The 25724-nt window shown below is 57.9% G+C and carries 21 protein-coding genes; 8 read left to right on the top strand and 13 right to left on the bottom strand.

Annotated elements, in window-relative coordinates:
- Positions 1-250: 250 nt before the first annotated feature.
- Both BW950_RS00390 and BW950_RS00385 read left to right on the top strand, forming a co-directional pair.
- Entirely contained in the window at positions 251-2377 is a 2127-nt protein-coding gene (locus tag BW950_RS00390) for a ribonucleoside triphosphate reductase (protein WP_076487313.1), read from the top strand.
- Positions 2367-2945 (top strand): anaerobic ribonucleoside-triphosphate reductase activating protein, encoded by a 579-nt coding sequence (locus BW950_RS00385; protein WP_076487312.1) that lies wholly within the window; start codon positions 2367-2369, stop codon positions 2943-2945. The genes BW950_RS00390 and BW950_RS00385 overlap by 11 nt, the downstream gene beginning before the upstream one ends.
- On the opposite strand, the gene BW950_RS00380 is transcribed toward BW950_RS00385, so the two are convergent.
- Positions 2942-3904: an HRDC domain-containing protein gene (locus tag BW950_RS00380; RefSeq protein WP_076487311.1), complete on the bottom strand. Its 963-nt coding sequence runs from the start codon at positions 3902-3904 to the stop codon at positions 2942-2944. The genes BW950_RS00385 and BW950_RS00380 overlap by 4 nt on opposite strands.
- A 97-nt stretch (positions 3905-4001) precedes the next feature.
- Here BW950_RS00380 and BW950_RS00375 point away from each other — a divergent pair, with 97 nt between their 5' ends.
- Complete coding sequence (locus tag BW950_RS00375) at positions 4002-4757, top strand: YaaA family protein (RefSeq protein WP_076487310.1); 756 nt, start codon at positions 4002-4004, stop codon at positions 4755-4757.
- Positions 4754-5905 (top strand): MFS transporter, encoded by a 1152-nt coding sequence (locus BW950_RS00370; RefSeq protein WP_076487309.1) that lies wholly within the window; start codon positions 4754-4756, stop codon positions 5903-5905. The genes BW950_RS00375 and BW950_RS00370 overlap by 4 nt, the downstream gene beginning before the upstream one ends.
- Positions 5906-5937: 32 nt before the next feature.
- Here BW950_RS00370 and BW950_RS00365 read toward each other — a convergent pair whose 3' ends face one another.
- From BW950_RS00365 to BW950_RS00340, 6 genes are all read right to left on the bottom strand, one after another.
- Positions 5938-6993 (bottom strand): GGDEF domain-containing protein, encoded by a 1056-nt coding sequence (locus BW950_RS00365; RefSeq protein WP_083943609.1) that lies wholly within the window; start codon positions 6991-6993, stop codon positions 5938-5940.
- 25 nt (positions 6994-7018) lie between these two features.
- On the bottom strand, positions 7019-7531 hold the full coding sequence (locus BW950_RS00360) for a nitroreductase family protein (protein ID WP_076487308.1): 513 nt from the start codon (positions 7529-7531) through the stop codon (positions 7019-7021).
- A gap of 38 nt (positions 7532-7569) precedes the next feature.
- Positions 7570-8415 (bottom strand): carbohydrate ABC transporter permease, encoded by an 846-nt coding sequence (locus BW950_RS00355; protein WP_076487307.1) that lies wholly within the window; start codon positions 8413-8415, stop codon positions 7570-7572.
- Positions 8408-9319 (bottom strand): carbohydrate ABC transporter permease, encoded by a 912-nt coding sequence (locus BW950_RS00350; protein ID WP_234968988.1) that lies wholly within the window; start codon positions 9317-9319, stop codon positions 8408-8410. The genes BW950_RS00355 and BW950_RS00350 overlap by 8 nt, the downstream gene beginning before the upstream one ends.
- 77 nt (positions 9320-9396) lie before the next feature.
- Positions 9397-10665 carry an ABC transporter substrate-binding protein gene (locus tag BW950_RS00345; protein WP_076487305.1) on the bottom strand — a complete coding sequence of 423 codons (1269 nt, stop codon included), beginning with the start codon at positions 10663-10665 and terminating at the stop codon, positions 9397-9399.
- Positions 10666-10773: 108 nt separating this feature from the next.
- Positions 10774-12042 carry a Gfo/Idh/MocA family protein gene (locus tag BW950_RS00340; protein ID WP_076487304.1) on the bottom strand — a complete coding sequence of 423 codons (1269 nt, stop codon included), beginning with the start codon at positions 12040-12042 and terminating at the stop codon, positions 10774-10776.
- 126 nt (positions 12043-12168) lie between these two features.
- Here BW950_RS00340 and BW950_RS00335 point away from each other — a divergent pair, with 126 nt between their 5' ends.
- The 3 genes from BW950_RS00335 to BW950_RS00320 all read left to right on the top strand — a co-directional run bounded on the left by BW950_RS00335 (position 12169) and on the right by BW950_RS00320 (position 17534).
- Positions 12169-13101 carry a helix-turn-helix domain-containing protein gene (locus BW950_RS00335; RefSeq protein ID WP_076487303.1) on the top strand — a complete coding sequence of 311 codons (933 nt, stop codon included), beginning with the start codon at positions 12169-12171 and terminating at the stop codon, positions 13099-13101.
- A gap of 185 nt (positions 13102-13286) precedes the next feature.
- Positions 13287-14396, top strand: a complete 1110-nt coding sequence (locus tag BW950_RS00325) for an efflux RND transporter periplasmic adaptor subunit (RefSeq protein ID WP_076487301.1) — start codon at positions 13287-13289, stop codon at positions 14394-14396.
- A 9-nt stretch (positions 14397-14405) separates the two neighbouring features.
- Positions 14406-17534: an efflux RND transporter permease subunit gene (locus tag BW950_RS00320; protein ID WP_076487300.1), complete on the top strand. Its 3129-nt coding sequence runs from the start codon at positions 14406-14408 to the stop codon at positions 17532-17534.
- A gap of 21 nt (positions 17535-17555) precedes the next feature.
- Here the strand turns inward: BW950_RS00320 and BW950_RS00315 are convergent, their stop codons facing one another.
- The 5 genes from BW950_RS00315 to BW950_RS00295 form a co-directional block, all read right to left on the bottom strand.
- A complete protein-coding gene (locus BW950_RS00315) occupies positions 17556-18341 on the bottom strand; it encodes a substrate-binding periplasmic protein (protein ID WP_159438691.1) in 786 nt (261 codons plus the stop codon).
- 28 nt (positions 18342-18369) lie between these two features.
- The gene (locus BW950_RS00310) at positions 18370-18795 is read right to left on the bottom strand and encodes a response regulator (RefSeq protein WP_083943606.1); all 426 of its coding nucleotides are present in this window, start codon (positions 18793-18795) and stop codon (positions 18370-18372) included.
- Positions 18788-20164, bottom strand: a complete 1377-nt coding sequence (locus tag BW950_RS00305) for a sensor histidine kinase (protein ID WP_076487298.1) — start codon at positions 20162-20164, stop codon at positions 18788-18790. The genes BW950_RS00310 and BW950_RS00305 overlap by 8 nt, the downstream gene beginning before the upstream one ends.
- A complete protein-coding gene (locus BW950_RS00300) occupies positions 20161-21336 on the bottom strand; it encodes an ABC transporter substrate-binding protein (RefSeq protein ID WP_076487297.1) in 1176 nt (391 codons plus the stop codon). The genes BW950_RS00305 and BW950_RS00300 overlap by 4 nt, the downstream gene beginning before the upstream one ends.
- Before the next feature lie 124 nt (positions 21337-21460).
- Positions 21461-22870: an OmpA family protein gene (locus tag BW950_RS00295; RefSeq protein WP_076487296.1), complete on the bottom strand. Its 1410-nt coding sequence runs from the start codon at positions 22868-22870 to the stop codon at positions 21461-21463.
- 203 nt (positions 22871-23073) lie between these two features.
- On the opposite strand from BW950_RS00295, the gene BW950_RS00290 reads away from it, so the two are divergent.
- A complete protein-coding gene (locus BW950_RS00290; RefSeq protein WP_076487295.1) occupies positions 23074-23808 on the top strand; it encodes a substrate-binding periplasmic protein in 735 nt (244 codons plus the stop codon).
- A gap of 82 nt (positions 23809-23890) precedes the next feature.
- Here the strand turns inward: BW950_RS00290 and BW950_RS00285 are convergent, their stop codons facing one another.
- On the bottom strand, positions 23891-25663 hold the full coding sequence (locus tag BW950_RS00285) for a methyl-accepting chemotaxis protein (protein ID WP_076487294.1): 1773 nt from the start codon (positions 25661-25663) through the stop codon (positions 23891-23893).
- Positions 25664-25724: the final 61 nt, after the last annotated feature.

The following is a 25724-nucleotide window of genomic DNA, read 5'->3' as shown; positions in this document are numbered from 1 at the left end:
TACTCCCGGAGACCTGTCGCAGAGTGCTTGTCTTTCCCCGTTCCAGCGGCTATCCTTGCAATGGCCTGTCTTGATCAGGCCTCTACCGCAAATCGTCCGGAAATCGTCCGGAAATCGTCACAGCTGGTGTAATCACATCCGCCACCATTCCGCTTGACCTCAACATGAACACCATATACAGTGTGTATAAGTTTCAAAACAAGCTTTCAGACACCATATAGCCTAAAACAATTTTTCCGGGAGGAACCCCATGGAGACCACCACCACTCACCTGTTCCGCAGTGTGGTAAAACGAAACGGACAATTGGAGCCCTACGACAATCATAAAATTGCCCTGGCCATCGAGAAAGCCTTCAAGGCACAAAATGAACCGATTTCCCGGGAACAACTCTATAGCATGGTAGAGGATGCCGAAAACCGGCTGGCCCGGCACCTGGAGGGACGTCACCCCAATTCAGCCCCCGCGATCGAAGAGATCCAGGACGTGGTGGAAGAGACCCTGATTCTCTCAGGCCAGGTGGCTGTCGCCAAGGCCTACATCATATACCGGGCCCGCCACGAAGCGATCCGCTCAACCCGCTCACTCATGCTGGACATAGAGCATACCATGGACGGCTATCTGGACCGCTCGGACTGGCGGGTCAACGAGAACGCCAACGTGAACTTCAGTTTGGGCGGCCTTATCCTCCACAATTCCGGAACCATCACCGCCAACTACTGGTTGCGCAACGTCTATTCTCCAGCCGTGGCCGAGGCGCATCGCAACGCCGATTTCCACATTCACGATCTCTCCATGTTCAGCGGCTACTGCGCCGGCTGGTCCTTGCGGCAACTCATCTGGGAAGGCCTTGGCGGCATATCGGACAAAATCGCCAGCAAGCCGGCAAAACACCTGGGAACGCTGGTTCAGCAGATGGTGAACTTCCTGGGAGTCATGCAGAACGAGTGGGCCGGAGCCCAGGCCTTTTCCAGCTTCGACACCTATCTGGCTCCCTTTGTAAAGGTAGACAATCTTGGGTACGACGAGGTGAAACAGGCGATACAAAGCTTTGTCTTCGGCGTGAACACACCCAGCAGGTGGGGAAGCCAGGCGCCCTTCACCAATATTACCCTGGACTGGACGGTACCCCCCGATTTGCGCGATCAGCCCGCCGTGGTGGGAGGCCGCGTCCTTGACTTCACCTATAACGAATGCCAGGAAGAGATGGACCTTATCAACAGAGCCTTTCTGGAGCAGATGATAGAGGGCGACGCCAACGGCAGGGGCTTTCAGTATCCGATTCCCACCTACAATATCACCCAGGATTTTGCATGGGAAACAGGGAACGCCCGGCTCCTCTTCGAGATGACATCCCGCTACGGCACCCCCTATTTTCAGAACTTCCTCAACAGCAACCTCGACCCCTGTGATGTGCGGTCCATGTGCTGCCGGTTGCAACTGGACAAGCGGGAACTTCGGAAACGGGGGGGCGGGCTCTTCGGATCCGACGAGTTCACTGGATCCATCGGCGTGGTTACCATCAACCTGCCCCGCATCGGCTTTCTGGCCCGATCAGAAACGGAGTTTTTCCAGCGCCTGGATCACCTGATGGACCTGGCCGCAGAGAGCCTCACCATGAAGCGAAAGGTGGTAAACCAGCTCATGGAGAGCGGGCTCTTTCCCTATACGCGCCGGTACCTGCGACACCTGAACAATCATTTCTCCACCATTGGCCTGGTAGGGATGAACGAGGCCCTGCGCAATTTCATGGATAAGGACATCAGCGATCCCGAGGCCCGATCCTTTGCCGGAAAAATCCTGGACCACATGCGCGAGCGCCTGGTGAAATACCAGGAGGAGACGGGAGATCTTTTCAACCTGGAGGCAACTCCCGCCGAGGGAACCAGTTACCGTCTGGCAAAACACGACACGGAGCGGTATCCCACGATCATCACCGCCGGAGACGACACCCCCTATTATACAAACTCCTCGCATCTGCCCGTGGAGCACACCCGGGATCTCTTCGATGCCCTGGATATTCAGGACGAGCTCCAGACAAAATACACAGGGGGCACGGTGTTTCACGCCTTTCTGGGTGAGGCCATCGAGGACTGGCAGGCCTGTGCCTCGCTGGTGCGGATAATCGCCCAGAACTACCACGTACCCTACTTCACCATCTCCCCCACCTTCTCGGTGTGCCCGAGTCACGGATACCTGAGTGGCGAGCATCACACCTGTCCCCATTGCGGTGAGGAAGCCGAGGTCTATTCCCGCATCGTGGGGTACTATCGCTCGTTGAAAAACTGGAACAAGGGGAAACGGGCCGAGTTCTCGGAGCGTGAGACCTACCAGATCAAGAAGGGAGAGCGCACCGCCCTGGAACCCCATGCCTCTTGAGAGACTGGGGATACAGAAAACAACGCTCCTTGATTATCCGGGGCGCGTGGCGGCGGTGCTGTTTACCCACGGGTGCCCCCTGCGCTGTCCCTACTGCCACAACCCGGAGTTAATCACCGGCCCCGAACCGGATTCATTCATTCCCCGGGGAGAGATTTTCGAAATCCTGGAGCGCCGGAAGCATCTCCTGCAAGGGGTGGTCATCACCGGGGGAGAACCCCTGCTCCACCAGGACCTGGGCGACCTGGTGGAGGAGATCGCCTCCCTGGGACTGGCAGTAAAACTGGATACCTCGGGAGCTTTTCCGGAGCGCCTTCAGGAGATACTCGGGAATCACCCTATCGATCTGGTCGCTCTGGATCTCAAGACGGCACCCGGCCAGTACCACCGAGTGGGAGGCAGCGGCGAAGCGATACTCCAGTCACTGGAGGTTCTGCGCTCCTGGGGCGGGCGCTATCTGCTTCGAACCACCCTGGCCCCCCAGGTGGTGACAGACCAGGATCTTGCCTGCCTGGAAAACCTGGTGCTCCCCGGCGAGGAGTGGAACCACCAGCCCCTGAGAGATTAGGGGGATACCCCGGCAGAATCTTTCTGACCGGGGATCACTGGCCGGGAAGAGGACGTCTCCCGAGGCAAGGCCTCTCCGTCCCGCGCCTGGATCATCTCGGATATCATGGAAGAGAAGACACCACGCGTGATCCCGCGCCCCGGCCGGAGGTCTTCCAGACGGACCTTTTCATCCACTATGTCGAGGAGCGTTCGGTTGGGGAGCACCCTGTCGGGGGGCACGTTTTCTCCCTGGGCATAGCCCTCCCGAACCTGGTACAGGGCCTCCAGAAGGGCCTGTTTCCGGGAGGAAAGGCTGTAGAACCGCCGTGTGCGAAGAAAGCCGGGCCTGCGCCCTACCTGGGGATCCAGATCCTGAACTTTCAGGTTCTCCAGGATATACCGCTCCAGGAGGCCCTTCTCCTGAAGAAGGGCAAAGAGATGCTTTTGAAGCTCGAAGAGGTGAAGCACGTCTTCCAGAGCATAGACGATAGCCCCGGGATCAAGAGGGCGGCGCATCCAGTTGTACTGCTGATATTTTTTCTTTCCTCCCACCGGGGCAATGCCAAGAGTCGCCTCGAGGACCGCCGAAAGACCACGCTTTTCAAACTCCAGAAGCTCCACGGCGGGACGCAGATCAAGAAGCCCCCGCATACGTATGTTCTGGGTCCGGAAGAGCAAGGCCCGGTCGCTTGCCGAATCATAGGTGATCTTGAGCAGGTCCCGATCCTCCAGAAACGCCCGAAGCGGGTCCATGGAAACCCTCCGGGGATCTACCAGGACGGCCTCGTGGCCATCGAAGATCTGGAGCAGACAGAAATGCTCCCCGTAGACGTGAAGATTAAACTCCGCTTCCAGATCAAGGGCCACAATTCCGACACGCCGTTGCGCAAGACTATCCCGGTAGGAAGCAAAGAGCGGGTCCGAGTCAATATAGCGATACTCCCTGGTATCGTTCTGCAAAGGAGAAGTCTCTTTCATCGCACCAGCCTATCCGTTCCGGAAAAACCCCGCAAGCGTTGCAGGGGACCTTCGGCCCCACGTGCCAAAACCCTAAAAAAATTGTACCTTCCCTGCCATGATTGTCCTGCTCTCACCCGCCAAGACCCAGAACTTCCAGTATCACCCGTCCGTGAAAGAATCCTCGGAACCACGCTTTGACAGGGAAGCTCGGGAAATTGCCCGCTGTCTTCAGGCCTTATCTCCCCGGGAGCTGGCCCGCCTGATGAAAACAAGCGATCGCTTGTCCGGGGAGACAGCCGAGGCGTTCCGCCTCTGGAAGGAGGAACGGGCCCCCCGCCTCCAGGCGATCTATGCCTACACCGGCGAGGTCTACCGGGCGCTGGACGCTCCGAGCATATCCGAAGCCGATATCCTCTACGCCCAGAACCATCTGCGCATCCTCTCAGGGCTCTACGGCCTCCTGCGGCCCCTGGATTCGATCAGCCCCTACCGCCTGGAAATGGCCACTCCCCTCGCCGTGGGAGAGAAGAAAAACCTCTACCACTACTGGAGAGAAAAAATAACCCCGGCCCTGGGAGACGAAGGAGCTCCCGTTATCAACCTGGCTTCCCAGGAGTATTCCCGCATCATCGTCCCGGCGATGCTCCAGGGGAGCTTTATCACCCCCCTCTTCAAGGAGGACCGGGGAGACACCTGCAAGACGATCGCCATCCATGCAAAGCGGGCCCGGGGGAAGATGGCCCGGTGGATAGTCACCAATCGGCCCCAGGGGGTTGAAGATCTGCAGAGCTTTTGCGCCGACGGCTATCGGTACCGGCAGGATCTCTCGAAGCCGGACCAGCCGGTCTTCGTCCGGACCGTGCCGGGATGATCCGCTACATTCTCTTTCGTTTTTTTCAGGACCTTGTTCTGGTCTATCCCGTCTACGTGATCCTTTTCCGGGAATCGGGTCTTGATTACCTGCAGGTATCGTGGCTCCTGGCAATCTGGAGCGTCCCCGTAATCCTCCTTGAGGTTCCTTCGGGAATGATCGCCGACCGGTGGAGCAGGAAGTGGTCTCTGGTGATCGGTATGGCCCTGAAAGGAACAGGATTTCTGGTCTGGCATATCCGCCCGGACTTTCCCGGCTTTGCCCTGGGGTTTATCTTCTGGGGACTGCAAGAGGCGATCAATACCGGAACAACCGAGGCACTTCTCTACGATGCCCTGAAATCCCGAAACAGGGAGGCGCGCTTTGTTGAAATAGCAGGCTGGGGAGCCGCCGCAGCCCGGGGGGCCATATTACTCTCTCTCCTGGGGGGAGGATTGCTCTTTGCACATAGCCCGTCGGCGGTGATGCTTCTCTCATCTCTGGCCATGGCAGCGGCGGCGCTCTGCGCGGCGACACTCCCGGAAGAGAGATCCTGCCTGGCATCCCCCGACAAGCCCCCCTTCTCCCTGAAAGAGGAGGTGTCTCTGGCCATGGCCATCCCGGGGCTCATCAAGTTCGTTCTCTACGGAAGCCTTGCCACTGTTGTCTGGGGGGTCCTGGATGAGTACGATTTTCTCTTTGGCCACACCCTGGGCGTTCCCCTGGCAGCGATCGGTCTCTGGGGAGGAACCCGGTTCTTTCTGGAGGCCCTGGGCTCCGGACTGGCGGCCCCCCTGCAACGCAGATTCAGGCTGGATAATCCACTCCGGCTGGCCTGGTGGATCGCACTGGCAGCGGCGGCGCTATGGATGGGCGTGATCACCGGGCACCGCCTCCTCTTGCCCCTCTACTTCGGTTTTTATCTCATGATGGCGGCCGCCGAGGTTATCTACCAGGGATGGATCCAGGAACGAATCAGCTCCGAAGGCAGGGCGACAGTCTCCTCGCTGGTATCGCTGATTGCCGAGGTTCTCGGTTTGGTCCTGCTCCTGGCAGCAGGACCGGTGAGCCAGGGGTGGGGGCTGAAGGCGCTCTTTATGGGAGGAAGCCTGGTGATCGTCGTCGCCACGGCACTTTTTACTGCGCTCTGGAGAAGGGCTCGACCCTGAACTTCGGGGCTCCTCTCCAGGCCACCCCGGGACTAGCCAGGATGAGAAGGCCCTTCGTCGGCCTCCACCCGGTTTCTTCCGCCTTCCTTGGCCCGGTAGAGCGCCCGGTCGGCCCGCTCCACCAGCGATTCAGGCGAATCGCCGGGAACGGCCTGAGCCACCCCAAAGCTTGCCGTTACGCGACGGGGTATCTCAAAATCATGGGTAGCACAGGTTCCCCGGAGCCGCTCCGCCAAGGCAGCGGCCTCCCCGACGGAGTTCTCCGGACAGAGCAGAAGAAACTCCTCTCCACCCCAGCGCGCTACCGTATCGGTATCACGAACCCCCTCCCGCAAGAGCCTTGCCGTCTCCCGCAAGACCTGATCACCCCCGTGATGACCAAAGCGATCGTTGACGGTCTTGAAAAAATCGATATCCAGAAGAACAACCGAGAAAACCCCTCCGTACCGTTGCAACCGGGCCAGCTCCCGGTGCAACACTTCACCAGCTTTGAGACGGTTGGAAATACCCGTAAGCGTATCTGTGGCAGCCACCACCTCCAGCCGATCCCGGGCCTGCCGGAGCTCTTTGGTTCGCTCCTGGACCAGCCGCTCCAAAAGAGTTGCCTGCTCCTCCAGTTTTGCCACGGGATAGGATTCGTAATCTCCCTCACCCACCGAGGGAAGAGAGATGTGGAAATGCTCAATGCACCACATCCCCCGGTTGGGGCAGTCCCGAAAAACAGCCGTGAACCGACAGTTGAGAAGATCCACCCGTTGACCCAGAACAGACGCATGAAGATCGGCCTCGGCGCGGACAAAGCCTGAATCACGGCCAAGGGGAAGGGCCTCAAGAAAGAGCAGTTCGTGAGGAATCGGATCGGGGGCCTGCTCCAGATCCCGGGCAAAGAGTTCCAGGGACTGCTCCAGGGAATCGCCCCGCTCGTTTAAAGCCGTTCCAAACCCCGTCATGTGGGGACTCAGGAAGGGTATTATCCCGTCCATATTCCGTTCGGTCAGGTACACCTCAAGGAATCCGAGAAAGGCTTGTTCCAGCTCTTTGGTGTGACGCAGGTTATGGCGTGGACCACCCCGCTTGTGCCGACCCATGAAACGGCTGTATCCTCTCGGCCTTTTACCAGCGCTCCCACCGGACGATCTCGTCCAGGGCCAGACGCGGTTTTTCCGTCACCTGGGGATCTTTGGGGTATCCCAGGGGGAGCAGCTCCACCACTTCGATCTCCCGGGGGATTCCGCAGATCTCCCGAACCGCCGAAGGATCGAACTTTCCGATCCAGCACGTGCCCAGACCCAGCTCCACGGCCGCCAGGGTCATATGATCGATGGCGATCGCCACATCAATGGGGTAGCTCTCAAGGCCACAGGTCATCTTCTCCCTGGCCGTTTCGGCGCAGCAGACGATCACCACCGGGGCTTCGCCCACAAAGGGCTGATTTCCTGCGGCGTGCATGAGCTGCTTCCGGGTCTCTTCCCCGGTGACCACCACCAGACGCCATTCCTGGCGATTTCTCGCCGAGGGTGCCAGGCGCGCCGCTTCCAGGACGGCCTCTATCTTGCTGTGTTCCACGGGCTGATCCGAGAAGGCCCGCACGCTTTTCCGTGTTCTGATTGCTTCCTGTACAGTCATGCCTCTAGTGTAATCAACCAGAGAGAAAGGGGCCAGTCTTATCCCTTGACTCCCGTGAGAGCAATTCCCTGCACGAAATATCGTTGAAGCGAGACAAACAGCGCGATCACCGGCAACGTGGCCATCACCGCCCCTGCCATGATCTGGTTATAAAAAATCCGGCTTTGCCCCTGGAGCAAAGCGATTCCCACGGAGAGGACCCGGGTTCTGTCGGAAGAGCTGATAATAAGAGGCCAGATAAAATCGTTCCAGGAGTACATCACCGTGAAAATCAGCAGCGCCATTACAGCCGTCTGGGTGAGGGGAAAGTAGAGCTTCGCAAAGATCCCGAAGTGGGTGCATCCATCAATTTTACCCGAGTCGAGGAACTCATCGGGCAAGGTAAGGTAAAACTGCCGCAACAGGAACATACCGAAGGCGCTGAACATTCCCGGCAGGGCCACAGCCAGAAGGGTATTCGATAACCCCAGAAACCTCATGATAATGTAATTGGGAACCAGGATCATCTGATGGGGCACCATCAGAACTGCCAGAAGGCCCAGAAAAATCATGTTTCTTCCGGGAAATCGAATCTTTGCAAAGGCGAAAGCCGCCATGGAACAACACAGAATCTGTGAGACAGAGCGCAGGACCGTTACCATGATGGTATTTCGATAGAACAGCAGAAAAGGAAGATCCCGCATTACCAGGGCATAGTTTTCTGTAACGGGGTTGCGGGGGAAAAACGAAGGAGGCGTCATCATCAGCTCCGCCTCGGTTTTCAGGGAGGACAAAGTCATCCAGATGAAAGGGAGGGCCATCAGGATTCCGCCTCCCAGAACGACAATTCCATAGATGACTTTTCTTGCAACATCACCTTTTTGCCGATTTATTCGATTACCCATAATGAACCCACCTTTTCTGGAAAGAAAATTGCCCGATCGTGATGGAAAGGACAACCGCAAAGAGCACTACCGCCTGAGCTGACGAATACCCCATGTTGAAGAACACAAAACCCTGTTCGTAGATGCTCATGACGACAGTGCTTCCAGCCCGATGCAGAGAACCGGGAGGGTCGGACCCCAAAATAACAAAGGCAGTGTCAAAAACCTGAAAACAGGTGATCAGCTGCGTGACCAGGATAAAGAAAATGGAGGGTGTCAAAAGAGGGAGGGTAATGCGAAAGAAGCGATCCAACCCGGACGCTCCATCAATCTCGGCAGCCTCATAATAGCCGCGGGGAATACCTCGGATCCCCGCGATGATGACGATGAGGTTGTATGCCACTCCAAGCCAGATCCCTATGAAAACAATGGAATAAAGCACATACGAAGAGGAGGAGAGCCAGGGAACGGGGTCTATGCCCAGACCTGCCAGAACCCTGTTGACCAGTCCGAATCGCATATTCAACAACCACTTCCAGACAAGGGCGGCGGCCACGGGCATCGTCATAAGAGGAAGGAAATAGAGGGTCCTCAGATGCCTGGTTACCGCAAGGACATCATGAGCCAGAAGCATTCCAAAAGAGAGAACCAGGAGAAGAATCGCAGGAACAACCAGAGCCGTATAGACGGCGGTATTACGAAGGGCTGACAGAAAATTCACATCCTCCACAAGAACGCGAAAGTTGTTTATCCCCGCCCACTCCATGGCAGAGAGTCCGTCCCATTGGTGAAAGGCCAGGAGCACCGACCACAAAATCGGTATTATGTAGAACACCAGAAGTCCTATCGAGTTCGGGGCGATCATCAAATACCCCTGGGTTGATTCCTTCTCGATCCACCGAAGCCAGTTCCGATCTTTTGGCACACCCTTCATCGCATCCCCTTTTTCATACATCCGGCGCGGCCGGTTAACCCCGACGCGCCGTATAACCTGAATAGTGGTTATTCTGCAGCCAGAACCTGGTCCATTCCTTCGGCTATGGCTTCCATAGCCTCGGAAACCTCCGAGGCTCCCAGCCAGACGTCACGCATTTCCCGCATCTCGATACTCATCCACTCCGAGGTGTTTCGGGAGACAGGATAGGGCCAGGAGTAGCCCTGGGCGTCGATGAAGACCTGCAAATCCATTGAAGGAATCGCTTGTACCCAGTCATCAGCCATCCCTTCGTAACTGGGAATGGTGACCCCCTCCTCAGCCAGCCGGGCAGAAAATTCCGGAGAGATCAGGTGTTCCAGCAGCAGCCATGTCTCATCGGGATATTTCGTGCGAGCCGATCCAGCCCAGCCAAGGCCGTGGATAATGGAGCGTCGTTCCCCCGTGGAGGGACTCTTGGGAAGAGGCGCAACATTTACATCCTCGCCCAATGCCCCGTACACAACCGGGACAGACCAGGCACCGATCGTTGCCATGGCTGCGCTGCCGGAAACGAAGAGATCCAGCGGATTGTTCAGCTCGTAAAGCTCCTGTCCTGGCGGTGCCGACCGATCCTTGTACATCAGATCAACCAGAAACTGAATCGCCTCAATGCTCCCGGTATCCCGGAAACCTGATGTTTTTCGATCCTCCGAGATGATCCGTCCTCCGTTCATGACCATGAAGTTGTAATAGCCGGCCTGACTGTCGGAGTTTGCTATAAACCCGTATTGTCTTCCCGAAGAGCGATCCTTTGTCAGAAGCAACGCTTTTTCCCGCAAGGTGTTCCAGTCCCAGGTCTCATCGGGATACGACAGACCAGCTTCATCGAAGAGTCGCCGATTGTAGGCCAAGGCGATCGTATCGAATTGCTCGGGTATGACGTGAATTTCCCCATCCAGGCGATATCGATCGATCAGATCCTGCGGATACACCGAGGGATCTATCCCGGCTGCATCAAGGTAGGGCTGAAGATTCAAAAGGTGCCCGTTTTCTGCATAGCGGGGAAAGTTGGGTACGTTCATCCAGAATACGTCAGGAGCCGTCCCCCCCACCATGGTAGTCTGCAACCGTTGCCAATACTGCCCCCAGGGCACAATAGTTGAAGTAACACGGATGGCAGGGTGAATTTCCTGAAATTCCGCTATGGCCGCATCGATTACGGGTTTCTGCACATTGTCCCAGTACATGATCTGCAATGTCACCGGGCGATCATCGCCGGAGTTGCAACTCATGATTGAAAAAGCCAGGACCATTCCTGCCATAACGGCTCCCGACACAACCAGTTTCTTTTTCATGCCAGATCCTCCTTGATTGGTTCTGCTGGTTTGGTTCTTTTTGCTGAGGCTCCTCAACAGGGTCCTCTGAAGGGGGATGTCCCCGGCATCAGATCCCGCCCTGGGCCATCACAAAACTCCATGTTCTTTCTTGTAGACCCCCAGATCGATCGTCTTGCCGGTCTGCATGGACTCTTCGGCTGCAAAAGCCATGACATGGCTCTCCATGGCCAGATCCAGGGTTGTCTTCAGAGGAGTCTTCCGATCGCTCCGAAGGTGGAGGACCAGGTCCCGCACAATACCCTCGTCGCCTCCACCGTGGCGGGTGCCGTTATGACACCCCCCAAGCGAGATCGTCTGAACTTCGCCGGTTCGAAAATCGTGCACCTCCAGGACTTCCCGCTCCATGTGACCGCGAATCTCGCCCGTTTCTCCCATAACCTTGAGGGTGCGACTGGTATCGTGGGTAAAGGCGCTCATGGTAAAGGCCGCCGTGATACCCCGGGAAAACTCCAGGGATACCACCTGGTGTTCGACCATGTCATTGTCACAGGCGTAGACGCATCGCCCGTAGGGCCCCTCTCTCAGGGCCCGCAGGATACCCTCGGGAGAAAGATCGGTGGTGATCACGTTCACGGGCCACCCCGTTTCTCCCTGGCGATAGACCTTCGGGGCATAGTAGGGACAGGGTACTTGCTGAGGACAGCCTTCCAGACAGCGCCGGGGAGCACCAGCAGGGGCGTTTTGGCCAGAGAAAGTGCCCCTCGTCCCCATCGATGCCAGGGAAATGCCCTCGCCGTCGACAAGATAGGAGAGAATGTCCAGATCGTGGCAACTTTTGGCCAGAATCATGGGCGAGGAATCGGCCCGGCTTCGCCAGTTGCCCCGCACAAAACTGTGGGAATAGTGAATATGCCCGATGTTTTCGTTATGCTGAATACCCCGAACGGCTCCGATCGCACCCTGATCGATAATCCGTTTCAGGGCCATAAAGAAAGGCGAATAGCGCAACACATGGGCAACAGCAACGCTGACGCCATATTTCCGGGACGCTCCATGAATTTCCAGACACTCTTCCAGCGTCGGGGCGATCGGTTTTTCCAGAAGAAGATGATAGCCCTTCTTCATGGCCTCCACAGCCGGCTCCAGATGCATCTGATCCTGGGTGCAGATGAAGGCGGCGTCGGCAAACTTCTTTTTTTCCAGAAGGCCTTCCCAGGATTCAAAGGCCCCCGACTCGGGAATTTGCTGTTCCTGCACGAGCTGGTTCCGTCGGGCCTCATCCGGCTCGGCCACTCCCACAATCTGTAATTCGTTGGGATGACGCAAAGCGTAGGAGGCATAGGCATCGCGGCCCCTGCTGCCGGCGCCGATTACTACTGCTGTTACTGGTTCCATGAAAAACCCCCGCGTTGGTTGTTGATTTTATACAGGGTCAGTATGAACCTCCTTTTAAGAAAAACCATGGCAAAAACGCAGGTTTATTTACCATTTCCGATGGTGCAGGCATGATATACTGGAACCATGAGCGATCCCGAGATTTCGTCCCTTTCGCACTGTCTCCACAAATCGGTGGAATCTCTCTGGTCGGGTATCAAGAACCCGGGCAACTATTACAAGGGGAAGGGAACTGTTCTCTTCCCCGTGCCGGAAAACATTCTTCTTTTTTACCGGGACCGATTTCACCCCCAGAGCCTGGGAGCAGAAACAAGTTTTCACTACCGCCACGTTCTCCTGTTTAATCTCGCCCGACCCATCAGGATTTTTCTGGACGGCTCTATAATTCATCTCCACCAGGGAGAGGGGTTGCTGATTCTCCCCTATCAGTACCATCGCTTCATACGCGAGGGTCAGGGCTGGCTCTCGCTGGCCTTTCTGACCTTCGAAATTCCCCCGACAATTTATTTTGAGGGGTTGCGCTATACCCCCTTCACCTACAGCGATGAGACGCTTCTACTGCTGGAAGAGACTGCCCGGACCTTTATTCTGAACCAGGCCAGAACGCTTCCCTACTGCACCGCACTCCTGCTCTCCCATATCGCAGAATCCTTCGATGAGACCGATCACCAGGTATACCAGCGAGCCCAGACCGAGACGCTCACGGGAGAAATATTGAAAACGGTGTACCACGAGAAAACGCGAACCGTGAGGGGTCTTGCCGCCACTCTGGGATACTCCGAGAATTATCTCCGGACGCTTTTTAAAAGAACCATGGGGCAGACCCTGGGGCGTTTCATCATTGAGGTTCGCATGACCGAGGCGATGCGCCTGCTCTCCCAGGGAACTACTCCCATCGGAGCAATCGCCGAGTGCTGCGGCTATGAGAGTATCTACACCTTCAGCCGAGCCTTTAAGGATTTTGCCGGAGAAAATCCCTCGGCATACCGAAAACGACGGCAAGCTCCTCGAGATGGCGCCCCGAGAGATCAGGAGCGGTCTGAAAAATTCACAGGATAATTTTTATATTTGTGGATTTTATCGTTAAAACACGATAGCCTTCTCCAGGACGATACCGATGCGGCCACCCATTCCCTCGCTTTAGAGGATGCCTTTCCCCATCGGCAGCGCAGAATTTTCCGGACAATGCACCTGGAAGAAAAACCTGTCCGGTCTCAAGACCCCGAAGGCAAGGATCAGAAACCATGAGGAAACGAACACTGAAGCATCCGAGAATTTCGAGGAAGTTGCTCCTGAGCATGGCAACGCTCACCGCTGTGGGGGCTGCTGTTTTCATCATCGGCTCCGCCCGATCGACCCCCCTGGAGGCCCAGGAGGAGAACAAATCAACGCTGGCAGATCGGGACGGACAAGCCGAGCCCAGGCTGGTTCGCGTTATTGCACCGGAGCGCCGTGATTTTACCGAATACGGCGAATACTTCGGTGAAGTCCGGGGTATTGCCCAGGCCGCGCTCAGCGCCGGAACAGCAGGCCGGGTGGTTGCCCTCCACGCCCGGGAGGGAGACCTGGTCCAAAAAGGTGATTCCCTGGCAGAGATCGATCCGGAACAGGCCGAACTGCGCTACCGCACGGCCCTGCTGTCCGAGGAACTGGCCCGGGAGAGCTACCGCCGGGAGCAGCGCTTTCTGGAACAGGGTTCATCCTTTCAGGTCCGGGTTGATCAGGCCCGTCTGGAATGGCTCCAGGCGCAATCCCGCCTCCTGGACACACGCCGACTGCGAGAAGATTCCCTGGCAATTACACCGATCTCGGGAACGGTGGTGGCCCGACATATCGAACTGAACGACCACCTTGAGCCGGGGGACGTGACCTTCCACGTGGCAGATCTCTCCCGGATGGTCGTTTCCGTGGGAGTGCCCGAAGCTGACATCGCCGGCCTTCGCGAACTGACTCGTGCAAAGGTTTTCTTCTCGAGCATCCCCGATGGTTCCTTCGAGGGTGTTCCCCGAACCTTCTCGCGCCGCAAGTCCGACCGCACCCTGACCTACCGTGTGGAAATCGAGATCGACAATCCCCGGGGAGTTCTGCTGGAAGGACAAACCGCCCGGGTGCAGCTGGAGCTCAGGAACCACCCCCAGGCTGTCGTTGTCCCCAACCGGGCGATCTTTACCCGCGGCAACCAGTCCTTTGTCATGACCGTGGAGGAGGGAGTTTCCCGGGAACAACCGATTCAACCGGGTCCTTCCGACAAAACGGGAACGGTCGTCCTCGAGGGGCTCAACGGGGACGAACTGTTGGTCGCCGAGGGATTCAACCGCCTGCGCCACGGCACCCGCGTTGCCATAATAGACTAGGAGCCCGTCATGATACGCCTCTGCATAGAAAAATACATGGCCGTTTTTTGCTTCACGGTCCTCATTGCCGTTGTGGGCGTCATCGCCTACATCACCTTGCCCAGGGAATCCTCGCCCGAGGTTCGACAGCCCTACATCTTCATCACCACCACCTACGCCGGGGTTCCCGCCAATGATATCGAGACTCTGGTAACTCAGAGGATCGAACAGGAGCTGGAGGGCCTGAACGGCCTGAAGGAACTGAGCAGCCAGAGCCGTCAGAACGTCTCCTTCATTTTTGCCGAGTTCACCTCCGATGTGTCCGTGGAAGAGGCTTTGCGGAGAACCAAGGACCGGGTGGATCTGGCCATACCGGAACTTCCCGACGACGCCGATCACCCCAACGTGCGGGAGTTCAGTTTTTCCGACTGGCCCGTTTTTGTGGCGGTTCTCTCCCACCCCGATGGCGTGGAGGCGATTGATCAGGCATCGCGACTCCTCCAGGAAGATCTTCAGCGGATTCCGGGCGTACTCGATGTGGAACGCGCCGGGCATCCCCTGCGAGAGGTGGCGGTTGAACTGGACCCCTTCCGCATGGAAAGCTACGGATTTTCCATCGACGATGTCACCGGAGCGATCCAGCGCGAGCACGTGACAATTCCCGCAGGCTCCCTGGAGAGCCAGGAGAAAAACTACGCCCTCTCCGTAACGGGAGAGATCTCCGACCCCGCCCACTTCGGCCAGATTATTCTCTCCCAGGGCGATCGACGGGTGCCCCTTTCAACGGTGGCTCATGTGGCGTTCCAGAATACCCCCGACCAGACCCTCTCACGTTTCAACAGCACTCCGGCGATAACGCTGAGCGTCAAAAAACGCCTGGGTGCAAATATTATCAACCTGGCGGATACCCTCTCCGCCCGAATCGAGGAAGCGGCGGCTGATCTGCCGGCAGGAACAGAGGTGGCCATTTCCTACGATATGTCTGTCTATATCCGGGATATGCTCATGGATCTGGAGAATAACATGGCCACAGGCTTTGTCCTGGTCCTGCTGGTGACGGTGCTCTTTCTGGGAAAACGCAACGCCCTCTTTGTGGCACTGGCTATTCCTCTGGCGATGCTTCTCTCCTTCTTTGTGCTCCAGATCATGGGGGTAACGCTCAACTCCATTGTTCTCTTCAGCCTGATTCTGGCCCTGGGGATGCTTGTGGACAACGGGATCGTGGTGGTGGAAAATATCTTCCGTCACCAGGCCCAGGGGAAAACACCGGCCCAGGCCGCGATCGACGGCGCCGGCGAAGTGGCCGGTCCCATCGCGGCCAGCACGGTCACCACCCTCCTGGCCTTTTTCCCGATCATCTTCATGCCGGGAGTCATGGGGGACTTTATGAGGTTTCTTCCCATGACGGTGATCGTGGTCCTCTCGGCGTCGCTCTTTGTGGCGCTGGCCATAAACCCCGTCTTCTGCGCCCGTTTTCTCTCGCTGAACGAGAAGCAGCGCCGGCGCATGGAGGAGGGAGGCGGAGGGTTCCTCCGATTTCAAAACTGGTATACCTGGATTCTGCAACGGGCAACCCGGCATGCAGCAAAGACCGTGGCCCTCATAACGGTACTGGTTCTGGCCGGCTTTGCCGCCTACGGTACCTTCGGGGCAGAGGTTCTCTTTTTTCCCGATCTTGATCCGGAGCGGGGCCGTATCCGGGTGGAGGCTCCCCAGGGAACGCCTCTGGCCCGAACCGACGAGACGGTCCGTCAGATCGAGGCCCTGATTCCCGAAACGGCCATGTCGATCCAGAGTTATTCAGCCCTCTCCGGCAGGAGTGGTGGCGATACCGAAAGCCATCTGGGGACGGTGGATCTCACCTTCAGCCCCTACGCCCAGCGCGAGATCCCCGGACGGACCGCCCTGGACGAGCTCCGCCGGAAGGTGCAGGCGATCACCGGAGCGGTTGTAACGGTAACAGAAGACGATTCAGGGCCTCCCACGGGGGATGATATCTCCTACGAGATTCGTGGTGACGATTATCAGGTTATGGGAGAAATCGCTTCCCGGGTTATGGAGGTCCTTCAGGCCCGGGATCATCTTTTCCGGAACCTCGATAACGACCACGAGGCCAACCAGCCGGAGTACCGCATCACCATTGACAGAGCGCGGGCAGCCCATTTCGGGATCAGCACCGCCGAAATAGCCGGGACGATTCGTTCCGCCGTAACCGGCACCAGGGCCGGGACCTTCCGGTTCGACGACGAGGAATACGATATCAATGTGCGCTACCGCGACGATGCCCGGGACTCCCTGCGCACGCTCCGGGGTGTCCAGATTGTGGCCCGCGATGGCCGGCGTGTTCCTTTGAGCGCCGTAGCCTCGGTGGAACCCCATTCCACGGTGAGCGTCATCAAGCGGCGAAACATGAACCGGGCCGTCAGCGTCTGGGCGAACTTCAACCGGGAGGTAGAAAACAGGGGAGCGGTGATCGCCGAGGTGGAAGGGGAGATCCAAGCCATCCAGGAGGATCTCCCTCCGGGCTACTCCATCGGCGCAGGAGCGGGATTCGATATCCGCGATGAATCTACAACGTTTCTGATGCAGGCCTTTCTGGTGGCGGTATTTCTGATCTTTATTGTCCTGGTGGCGCAGTTCAACAGTGTGATGGATCCGTTTATTATCCTTTTCGCGGTTTTCCTTTCCCTGGGAGGCGTCTTTTGGGGATTTGCCCTGAGCGGGAAGAACTTCATCGTGATCATGTCCGGCATTGGGTCCATAGCCCTGGCAGGAGTTGCCGTGAATAACTGTATCGTTCTGGTGGATTACACCCACAGGCTCATATCCCAGGGCATGGCCTGGCGTCTTGCCGTGGTCGAGGCGGGGCGAACCCGGCTGCGGCCGGTCTTGCTGACGGCTCTCACCACGGTGCTGGCCCTGGTTCCCATGGCGCTGGGGATAAGTTTCAGTGTTCACGAGTTCCGGGTTATTGTGGGCAGCGAATCCAGCGAGTACTGGACGGCCTTCGCCTGGACGATGCTCTACGGTCTCTCTTTTGCCACGATAACAACCCTGGTGGTGGTTCCGGCCCTGCTGACCATCAAATATCGGGCTCTGGAGCGATTGCGCCAGCGGAAGGAGCCCCGAGAGGCTGCTCACAACGCCGAAAGCGCCTGATCTTTGGCCGGATCGAAGTTCTCAATCAGCGTGGGGACAACTCACGGGAACATTCGCCTGTTGAAGCAGTTCGGCGTGCCGGCCGCTCTGCCTCAATTCCTGAAGCCCCCGGTTGAACTGCTCCAGACGGGTTCGGTTCTCCCCGGGGTTTCGTGAGAGCAGGAGATGGAGATCCTGGCTTCTCAGGAGTGTGTCATGATGTGTCACCCGGGCCGCCTCCTCTGGCGGGAAGTGCTCCCCAAGAAGACTGTAACCGGCCAGGGTGTTCATGGGAAAGAGGTCGATGCGGCCGAGCAAGAGTTTGCGAAAGTTATAGATATCACGGGAAACCCACTCCACATCCAGGGTTCCCTCCTCCCGGGCCTTCATGAAAGCAGCCCCGTAATCGTAGCCGCGGGTAGCTCCAATAACAAACCCCTTCAGATCCTCCACGGTGTTCCAGGAAATGGAACGGTCCTTCAGGTGGAAAAAGGACTGGCAGTCAGATACGATCGGGTCCGAGACAAGAAACACCTCTTCTCGCTGGGGGGTGCGAAACCATCCGGGCGTACCCTCCAGAAGATCACCTTCTTCTGTATGCAGGAGAGCCCGGTTCCAGGGCATGAAAAGATAGCGGACCTCAAGGCCGGCCTGCGCGAAAACCTCGGTTATTATCTCGGCCAGAACACCGTATCCCGGCTGGTCCCGAGAGATGTAAGGGGGGAAATCATCAACCCCGAGACGGATCACCTGGCGAGAATCTTCCTGGATAGCTCCCAGGGGAGCAAGGCACACCAGAAGCCCCGAAAAAAGCATTGCACAAAACATTCCGTGCCTCGGGACCGGGCTTTTCCTTTTATCCAAGGGGTTCCTCCGATGCATTCCGGTCTGACATGGTCCTGCTGGATTGCGGGGTAGAAGCTCTCTCCAGCAGGGGTTTGAGCTCCCGGACCCCCGCGGGTTTGACCAGGCACCCCAGAGGATCTACAGCTGTCACCGCCTCCTGATGAAGCCGATCGGCATAGCCCGTCATGAACACTATGGGGACCCGGGAAAAATCCCTGATCTGCCCGGCGGTTTGTATCCCATCCAGGGGGCCAGCCAGGCCGATATCCATGAGAACGAGATCCACCGGCCGGGACCGGAGGCACCGGAGCGCTTCCTGCCCCGAAGCGACCCGATCCACCACGCAATGGCCTTCCGCTTCCAGCTCCAGAGCAAGGTGAAGAGCGATAAAGACCTCGTCCTCCACAATAAGAACTGCCAGCGACCTCTCAGCCATGAGAAACTCTCTCGGTGTAACCCTCGGTGGAAAAGACGATATCCCAGCGGACACCACCGGTCCCGGCAAAGCTCACCTGCCCCTGTAACTGGTTTTCTCCTATCGCCCGAAGGGTCTGAAAACCAATGGTGCTCACCCGTCGCCAGTCAAAATCGGCACCAACCCCGACACCATCATCGGCCACGGTGAGGCGAAAGAGCGAACCCTCCAACACTTCCAGGATGATCCAGATCATTCCGCCACGCCCCTCGGGAAAGGCGTGTTTCAGGGCGTTGGATACAAGTTCCACCAGCAACGTGCCGCAGGGGACGGCTGTGTCGATCAGGAACGACACAGGATCGATCTTCATGACAACATGGTTTCGGAAATCTGACATCCCGTAGCTCTGAAGGATCTCTTCCAGGAGTTTTCGGAAGTACGGTTCCATATCGATGCGGGAAAGGTGTTGCGATTCGTAGAGCGCCTGTTGCACCAGAGCCATGGCAAGAATCTGGTTATCCACATCGCGCACCGTCTCCTGAAGCTCCCGGTTATCCCGAGCCTGGGCAGCCCGAAGCTTGAGAATAGCCCGAACCGATTGGAGGGTATTTCTGGTTCTGTGATAGAGTTCCTGTAGCAGAGACTGCTTCTCTTCCAGGGTAGAACGAAGATTGTCCTGAGTCTGTTCCAGGCTCAGGATCGCCTGATCGGCGCGGGAAAGCATGGCGTTCAGAGCCCGGGATATCTCATCCAGTTCATCGGGAAAGGTGCCCTCCCAGGGGCTGCGAGAGAGATCCAGTCTTTTTCCCGAAGGCCGGGCCGGATCAAGGGTGTGAAGAAATTCCGAAATTTTTCGGAGAGGCACGAAGATAAGCCTCCGGGCAGCAAAAAATACGACCAGAGCAAATCCAAAGATCTGCACCACGCTGGCGGCGGCGATCGCTGAGGTCTGACGCAGAAGAATTTGACGAAACTCCTTCAGGCTGGTTGTTACCTGGAGCTCTCCGATCAAACGATCCTCCTGACCGAAGCGGTACACCAAGGGGAAGATATCCCTGCGCCCTCCCCGGGAGGGTTCCCTGCCCTTCTCCAGAAGGAGGAACGCTTCGTCCTGCCGGGCTTCCAGAATGGCCCCGTACTCCAGGTGGGGCAAAAGAACCAGCCCCTGAAGAAGAAGCTCCAGCTCTTCTTCATCAAAATAGAAGAGACGTGACGAGATCAGGGGAAGATAACTTTTCCCGATCGTCTCAAGAAGGGCTTCACGGTCGGCCAGTCCCCGCTGATAATACGTTCTCACCTGATACGCCATGACTGCCCCCGAAAAGAAAACACTGGCCACGGCCACAACCAGCAGGTACTGGAGAGAGAGACTCAGGGGATACGCCTTCACTGATGTTTCTCCTTCGTGGCTTCGGCATCCTCCCCGACCAGATCGGGGATTCGGGAGAGAGCAAAATCATAGCGGGTCATTTCAGGGTTATAGTGCTTTGAAAAAAGGCGATAGTCCACGTCCCGGTATACATCCTGGAGCGCCAGGATCTGTTCGGCGTTATCACGGGTGGCACCGTAGGGCCGGGGGGAGAACTCACGGCCGGTATCACGGAAAAATTCGATTCCCTGGAGGTAATCGTAGAGGTACACCACCATTTCTGCGTAGGAATAACTGGAGCTCGCCACCGTGGCGGTGAACTCCCCCGACAGAACCGCCTGAAGCCCGACCCGGGAGAGATCGAGCCCTCCGGTGAAATGAGTCTCGCCGGGAACTCCCTCCATCGACCGTATCCCCTGGAGCACGCCCAGGGCCAGCTGGTCACTGGCGGCCCAGATCACCGAGACCTGGGGATAACGCTGGAGGAGACGAACCGTCATGAGCCGCCCCTCCTCGGGGGTCCACCGCGTGGGCACAGTCTGAAGAAGTCTGGCCCGGGGATGATCTTCCACGGCTCGACGCAACCCCTCTTCCCGAAGACGGGAGCCAAACCAGGAAGTATCACCACCTACTCCCACCACCTGGATGAAGCCGTCCCTGTCATACCGGCCCCGGGCTTCAGCAGCCTCGATCAACGCCTGCCCCAGGAAGAATCCTTTTGCCTCCTCGTCCTCCTGAAAGGTGCCAATCCAGGAGGAGATATCCTGCCCGGGGCCTCCGCCCAGAGCTTCACGATCGCCGGGGAAAAGAGGACCCTGGATAAGAAAGGGTATACCTCTTTGGTGCGCTGCGACAGCCAGGGGTTGAGCCTGCCCGAAAGCTACGGAGAAAATGGCTGCCGCCGGGGTTGGGTCTTCCTGCAAAAGGCGAACTCCCTCAAGGGATTTGGCAAACCGATCGTCCACGGGGAACTCGAAAAACCGTATCCCGATTCCCAGGTCATCGGCTGCCGCCGCCATGGCGCGGTGGACCTCGGGCCAATAGGTGTTTCCCTCGGTAGTGGGAGTGAAGACCGCCAGAAAGGAACTCCCACAATCTGTCTCTGCAGAGGCGACCTCACCCGGCGCAGCAGATATCAGGAAGAACAGGGCCCCACAGAGGACCAGCAGACGATGAAACTGTGGCAAAACCATAGACCATACCCTCTGCTATTCCAGTCTAATGCAATCCCCGGTGGATGCAACCCTCGGGATGCCTCTTTCGTCTGGACCGTCAGGCTCTGCCAGGCGTCCTTTCTATTCCAGCTCTATTCCAGCTCTATTCCAGCAGATAGACCTCAACCCGCCGGTTCACGGCTCGCCCCTGGGCGGTCGCGTTGTCTGCCCGGGGTTCCGAAGCTCCCCGGCCCTGGTAAAGAAAGCGGTCCTCGGCCAGGCCCCGCCGCGTCAGTTCCCGGACAATCGCCTGGGCTCGTTCGACAGAGAGGCGTTGCTGCCCCTCGGGGGTGCCCACATCGGCGGTATGGCCCACCACCAGAAAGGTTCCCTGGGGGCTCAGTTTCCAGGCCTCCTCCAGAGCCTGGGCAAGCTGCTGCAGACGATCACCTTCCTCGGGGAGAATCACCGCCTGATTTGCCACAAAGCGGATCGCTGGCAGGGTGAATCGCAGCCCCAGGTCTGTCTCTTCCAGGGTTATCCTCTCTTCCGGAACGGCCTGGTCCTCTGGAAGGAGCTGGTCCCCGGGGAGAAGGGGGGCCTCAGGGCGAAGAGGATCCTCAGGGAGAGGGGATTCTTCCGCAAGGGGCTGATCTCCCGGAACGACAGGCCTCTCCAGAGGGGGATGGTCGCCGGGAGATTGGGCGATCCCCGGCAGAATCTCCTGAAGACGCTCCCGCAGAATCCCTGCGGTCCGCGGCCGGGGAGTATCAAAAAAGGTGAGGCGAAAGCCGCTCATATCCAGACGGGTGCCATCGCGGTAGAGAAATTGATCCTCCAGGGTATCCCTGATAAAAAGGGGGTTCCTGCCGTCGGCGCTCATATATATCTGAAGACGGTGCCGCCCCTGAGCCTGCAAAAGATCGGGGTCCCCGGCCCGATCGTCGCCGCTGCGGTAGCGCAGAGCGTACTGGGCCGATACGAGGAGGGCCTCCTGACCCTGATATTCGGCAGGCCCCTCAAAGCGATAGGCGATATAGACCCTCACGCGGGTGGGCAGACTGTCCTCAAAAGGATCGACCACCACTTCGCCAAAGGCTTCCCAGACATCCCCGGGAAAGAGTTCCCCATCAGGAAAGGAGGGAATGGAGCGAACCGCCAGGGCCTGGCCCGGCGAGGAGACGCTGTAGGTTCCATCGTAACTCACGTGGACGCTCAGGGGGATGACCTCATCGAGGGAACGCGCCAGCAAACGCTGGTCCCGCACGGTCGAGGAGAGTCTGAAGGCAGTGCCCCGGTAGAAGGTTCCTGGAGGGAGCCCCCGTCGTTCCTCGAGCGATACCCCCTGGTCTTCATCGAGGATTACCCGCTCCTCGCCAAAACGAAACCCCAGATACCGGCCGTCCCGGGATATTCGAAGATTACTGCGAGTGACAATCGTCATTCGGTCTCCCGGAGAGATTCCGAAGAGCATCCCCCCGGAGGATTCCTGAGACAGGAGCGACGGCACAGAGGAGAAGAGGAGCCTGGCCACAACCAGGACAGGAAGAATGCAACGGAGTCTCACCACCATGGGAATGAGTATAGCTCATGATGCACCTGAATCCGGCAGATCTGGAAAAAAGTGCTTCAAAAACCCGGTCAATCAGAGACTGAATTATCAATACTCCAAAAAAATCATTCCATTGTATTACTTGACTTTTGGGAAAATCAAAATACAATTTCCTCAGGCGTAACGGTTCAATGGAGATTGAGTCACAAAAAAAAGGAGATTCCATGAAAAAGATTGCATGTTTCGCTGTTCTTGTCGCTTTCTGGGCGGGTGCGGTATCGGCTGCGGAGATAACAATGGGCTTTGCTCCCGTTCCTCCCTATGTAATGGAAGCCAGCGACGGCTCCCTGAGCGGGCTGGAGTACGAGATCATCAAGGAAGCCCTGGCAGCCAGGGGGCACACCCTGCGGCCACAACTGTTTCCGCTTGCCCGCGTTATCGAGACTGTCCGTCAGGGCAACACCCAGGCTGGGGCAAGAATCCTGGAGGCCCACGACACGGGGCGGCACCTCTCCGACGTCTATCTGGTGTTTAACAACGTTGCCGTGGGACTGCGGAACAGAAACCTTGATGTCAGCAGTATATCGGACCTGGGCAACCTGCGGATGGTTTCCTTCCAGCGGGCCACGATCGTCCTGGGTTCCGACTTCGCATCGGCGGCCCGCAACAGCCCGGGATATTCCGAGGTTGCCGACCAGCGAGTCCAGATCCGGATGCTTTTTGGAGACAGGGTCGACGTGGCCGTGGGTGAATCCAGGATACTCCAGCACTTCATTCACGACCCCGAAACGGGTGTGGATACCGGCGTTGCCACAGAGGAGTTTGCCGTGTTCCCCGAAACTCCCTACCGGGTTGCCTTTGTCAACGAGCAGCATATGCGGGATTTCAACGAGGGCCTGGCAGAGATCAGGGCCAACGGAAGGTACGACGCAATAATCAGAAAATACGCCCCTCGGTAAAGATCCTTCCCGGAGGGGCCGGAACGGTGGCGGCAAGCCGGACTGTGGGCACGTTGGTATCCACAGTCCGGATCACCTGCCGTTATTGCTTCGAGCCCTGCCCTTCTTCTCCTTCTGCCCCGGAATCAGATGCCCCGGAATCAGAATCGGTCTTGAATCGGGCGGTCTCATCCTTGAGAAGGCGAACCCGCTTCTGGTTATCGTCTACCAGCGACAGGATCGACTCCATGGCACCAAATATGGACTGACTCTCGCCTTTCACCGTGGCGATGCGATCTCCCACGTCACCGCTGACGGAACTGATCTTTTGCATCGATGCATTGATCGTCTCGGCACCGCGTTGCATCTCATCGGCTCCACCCTGGACCTGATGGCTCATGTTGTTTAACAACACCATGGCCTCGTTAATGCTGTCGGTGCCGTCCTTCATCTCGGACATGGCCGAAGATATCTCACTGAAAGAGAGGAAGACCTCCTGGACGCCCGAGCGGATTTCCTGAAAGACCTCGGCGGTGTGCTCCGACGTCTCCTCCAGCCGGCGGATACGCTCCACCACCTTGCGCAACGTCTCGGTTATCACTTTGGAGTTTTCGCTGGTCGATTCGGCGAGCTTGCGAATCTCCTCGGCAACAACGGCAAAGCCCCGACCGCTCTCACCCGCGTGGGCCGCCTCGATCGCCGCGTTCATGGCGAGCAGGTTGGTTTGGGCCGTAATATTGTTGATCACATCGACAATTTCAGTCATTTGGCCAACATCGGCACCAATTTCCTGAACCACGGCCGTGGTGTCGCTGATACGCCCGTCCCCCTCGTCGGTGCGGCTCTGGACAACCTTGGCCAATTCCGCCTTGCGGTCGGTACTGGAGGAGATGGTCCTGATGGACGAGAGAAGCTCTTCAATCGATGCCGAAGACTCGGTGACCGCCGCCGTCTCGCTTTGTATGGTGTTGCGCAGCTCGTGGATATTCCCGAGAATCTGCTCCACCGCAGCAGTGGCCTCGTCGATATTGCCGCTGAGCCCCTCGAAGGAGTTCTGGATCTCTCCGACTCCGGAAGATATATTCTCGGTTGCCCCGTAGGCCAGGCGGGACTGCTCCTCCACCTGGCTTGATGTGGCAGCGGTCTGGTTGACCGAAAACTTGATACTGGCCGCCAGTTCACGGATGGTCTCAACAAAGCGGTTGAAGAGCGAGGCAAACTCCCCGACCTCGTCCTTGCTGCGGATCATCAACTGCTGCGTCAAATCGGCCTCACCTTCGGCGATGTCCCGAAGCCGAAAGACAATGCTCCGAAGGGGTTTGACCACCATGCTTCTCAAGGCGAGGCTGAGAGAGACCGACAAGACGAAACCGATCATCAGGGTATTCAGGATCGCGCGCCGCCGCTGCCCCGCGAGTTCCGCCCGCAGGGGCTCATCAGTGAAGAGGGCCTGCACAGACCCCAGCTCCTGCTCGTTATGATGGACCGCACTCACCCTCTCCAGGGAGGCCCGGCCCTGGAGGGCGGCTATATCCTGCTCTGCTTCGAGGCGGATCAATTCGCCTGCCCCGTCCTGGGCGACGGCCAGCCAGAGGGAATCGCCCTCGTTCACCACAAAACCCAGGACGTCCCAGGCACCCAGCTCGGCAGCAAGCTGCACAGCGGCTGCGTCGTGAGCGTAGTTCCACATGTGCGGCCCCAGACTGTTGGCCGCTCGCTCCACAACGTACCCTGCGTTCTCTTCCATCTGCCGGCGAGTTTGTACGGCCCGCACGCGATAGTCCCGGAACCCCACGGCGGCCATGATCAAAAAAACACAGGCCACCTGAACCAGGACGATCTTTCTCAGCAGCGATCCGCTTCTCCCGTTCTTCATCCATATCCCCCGTTGTATCACCAATTAGAGCCGCTTTTCCCGGCCCCTGCCACCCCGGACG

It is taken from the genome of Alkalispirochaeta americana (genome assembly GCF_900156105.1).
Lineage (GTDB): Bacteria > Spirochaetota > Spirochaetia > DSM-27196 > Alkalispirochaetaceae > Alkalispirochaeta > Alkalispirochaeta americana.
This window is presented reverse-complemented; position numbering and strand designations above follow the sequence as displayed.

Coding starts and splice junctions, on each gene's coding strand:
- BW950_RS00390 (WP_076487313.1), top strand. CDS start 251: ATGGAGACCACCACCACTCACCTGTTCCGCAGTGTGGTAAAACGAAAC.
- BW950_RS00385 (WP_076487312.1), top strand. CDS start 2,367: ATGCCTCTTGAGAGACTGGGGATACAGAAAACAACGCTCCTTGATTAT.
- BW950_RS00380 (WP_076487311.1), bottom strand. CDS start 3,904: ATGAAAGAGACTTCTCCTTTGCAGAACGATACCAGGGAGTATCGCTAT.
- BW950_RS00375 (WP_076487310.1), top strand. CDS start 4,002: ATGATTGTCCTGCTCTCACCCGCCAAGACCCAGAACTTCCAGTATCAC.
- BW950_RS00370 (WP_076487309.1), top strand. CDS start 4,754: ATGATCCGCTACATTCTCTTTCGTTTTTTTCAGGACCTTGTTCTGGTC.
- BW950_RS00365 (WP_083943609.1), bottom strand. CDS start 6,993: ATGGGTCGGCACAAGCGGGGTGGTCCACGCCATAACCTGCGTCACACC.
- BW950_RS00360 (WP_076487308.1), bottom strand. CDS start 7,531: ATGACTGTACAGGAAGCAATCAGAACACGGAAAAGCGTGCGGGCCTTC.
- BW950_RS00355 (WP_076487307.1), bottom strand. CDS start 8,415: ATGGGTAATCGAATAAATCGGCAAAAAGGTGATGTTGCAAGAAAAGTC.
- BW950_RS00345 (WP_076487305.1), bottom strand. CDS start 10,665: ATGAAAAAGAAACTGGTTGTGTCGGGAGCCGTTATGGCAGGAATGGTC.
- BW950_RS00340 (WP_076487304.1), bottom strand. CDS start 12,042: ATGGAACCAGTAACAGCAGTAGTAATCGGCGCCGGCAGCAGGGGCCGC.
- BW950_RS00335 (WP_076487303.1), top strand. CDS start 12,169: ATGAGCGATCCCGAGATTTCGTCCCTTTCGCACTGTCTCCACAAATCG.
- BW950_RS00325 (WP_076487301.1), top strand. CDS start 13,287: ATGAGGAAACGAACACTGAAGCATCCGAGAATTTCGAGGAAGTTGCTC.
- BW950_RS00320 (WP_076487300.1), top strand. CDS start 14,406: ATGATACGCCTCTGCATAGAAAAATACATGGCCGTTTTTTGCTTCACG.
- BW950_RS00315 (WP_159438691.1), bottom strand. CDS start 18,341: ATGTTTTGTGCAATGCTTTTTTCGGGGCTTCTGGTGTGCCTTGCTCCC.
- BW950_RS00310 (WP_083943606.1), bottom strand. CDS start 18,795: ATGGCTGAGAGGTCGCTGGCAGTTCTTATTGTGGAGGACGAGGTCTTT.
- BW950_RS00300 (WP_076487297.1), bottom strand. CDS start 21,336: ATGGTTTTGCCACAGTTTCATCGTCTGCTGGTCCTCTGTGGGGCCCTG.
- BW950_RS00295 (WP_076487296.1), bottom strand. CDS start 22,870: ATGGTGGTGAGACTCCGTTGCATTCTTCCTGTCCTGGTTGTGGCCAGG.
- BW950_RS00290 (WP_076487295.1), top strand. CDS start 23,074: ATGAAAAAGATTGCATGTTTCGCTGTTCTTGTCGCTTTCTGGGCGGGT.
- BW950_RS00285 (WP_076487294.1), bottom strand. CDS start 25,663: ATGAAGAACGGGAGAAGCGGATCGCTGCTGAGAAAGATCGTCCTGGTT.